The organism is Marinobacter sp. ES-1 (assembly GCF_000475255.1).
GTDB classification, from domain to species: domain Bacteria; phylum Pseudomonadota; class Gammaproteobacteria; order Pseudomonadales; family Oleiphilaceae; genus Marinobacter; species Marinobacter vinifirmus.
In genome coordinates, this window is record NZ_AXBV01000020.1 from 1 (window position 1) to 1,353 (window position 1,353).

2 protein-coding genes are annotated in these 1,353 nt (G+C 50.6%); both read left to right on the top strand.

Going from position 1 to position 1,353, the window contains the following annotated elements; genetic code table 11:
- A partial coding sequence (locus tag Q668_RS01070) for an AAA family ATPase (protein WP_022987733.1) occupies positions 1–647 on the top strand: 647 nt, incomplete at its 5' end.
- Positions 634–1,353, top strand: a 720-nt coding sequence (repC, locus tag Q668_RS16720; RefSeq protein ID WP_161628519.1) for a replication protein C, IncQ-type, incomplete at its 3' end; no start/stop codon positions are given. The genes Q668_RS01070 and repC, both read left to right, overlap by 14 nt.

The window sequence follows — 1,353 nt, forward strand, 5'->3', positions numbered from 1 at the left end:
CAACCTTCAGCGGTTTACGCACCTATTTATCCGCGGAGGATCCATTGCCTGTGCTTGGAGACCGTTTGTACGCCATAGGGGAAGTTCTCTCTGACCAGCAAAAAATGATAGTTGAAGACAATCTCATGGTTATGCCACTGGATGGGATACGACCCAACCTATTGTCCCCAACCTGGATAACCGCGCTACAAGGGTTAGCTGAAGAAAATGATCTCATTATCCTGGACACTCTGCGTAGATTTCACGTGTGTGATGAAAATAATGGCGCTGAGATGGCTCAGCTTCTGGGGAATCTGGAACTGATAGCATCACGTACTGGCTGCAGCATCTTATTTCTGCATCACACGAGTAAAGCCGCACTGTGGAATGAATCGGGTGACCAGCAGCAGGCCAGTCGAGGATCTTCAGTGCTGACCGACAACGTCCGATGGCAGGGTTATCTCACCACCATGACGCCCGGTGAAGCGAAAAAATACAGGATCACGACTGAACCTATTTCCCGTTATGTCCGTTTTGGCGTTAGCAAAGCAAATTACCATCCGGGAATTCACCCAAGATGGTTTATTCGTGGTACAGCCGGAGTGCTCCAACCTGTTGATCTTGTTACTCAAGCGACCAAGAGGATCCAGCGTCGTGAAGCAGTATGAGCTGGATCACGCCAGACATGATGCCGTCCATTGTTTAGCGCCCGGCCTGTTTCGGGCGCTACAGCGGGGCGAACGAAGAACATCGAAACTCGATGTTATTTATGAGTTTGGTCAGGGCCAAAGGGTCGAGTTCAGCGGGCCAGAACCGCTCGGTGCAGATGACCTGCGTGTATTACAAGGACTCGTCGCTCTCGCCGGCCTCGAGGGAAAAATTTTGACCTCAACACCAAAATCGGCGGCTGGCATTGCCCTTCGAAATCTCCTTGAACCCAGATGGCAAGCATCCTCTGAAGATGCTGTGGTAGTTGAATCAAGTTACCGCCGCCTGGCTCGAGAAATTGGATACTCGAAAATCGATGCCTCTGATTCAATCAAAAAATGTATCGAACGGCTGTGGAAAGTATCAGTGATCGTTCAAGATCCAGCCGGCAGCCGCAGAGGCTTCCGGCTATTGGCAGACTACCGTAGTGACGAGACTTCACAGGGAGTTCATGTAGCCCTCAACCCAATGATTGCAGGAGCCATTCTTGGTGAATCTCGCCATGTCCGCATCAGCATGGCAGAAATCCGGGCCCTCAGGAGTGAAGCCTCCAGACTTTTACATCAACGACTTTGCGCGTGGATTAACCCAGGCACAGCTCGGAAAATCGAGCTGAAGACTCTTTGTGGATATATTTTTGCCACAGGAGTTATGGTGATTTCTGGT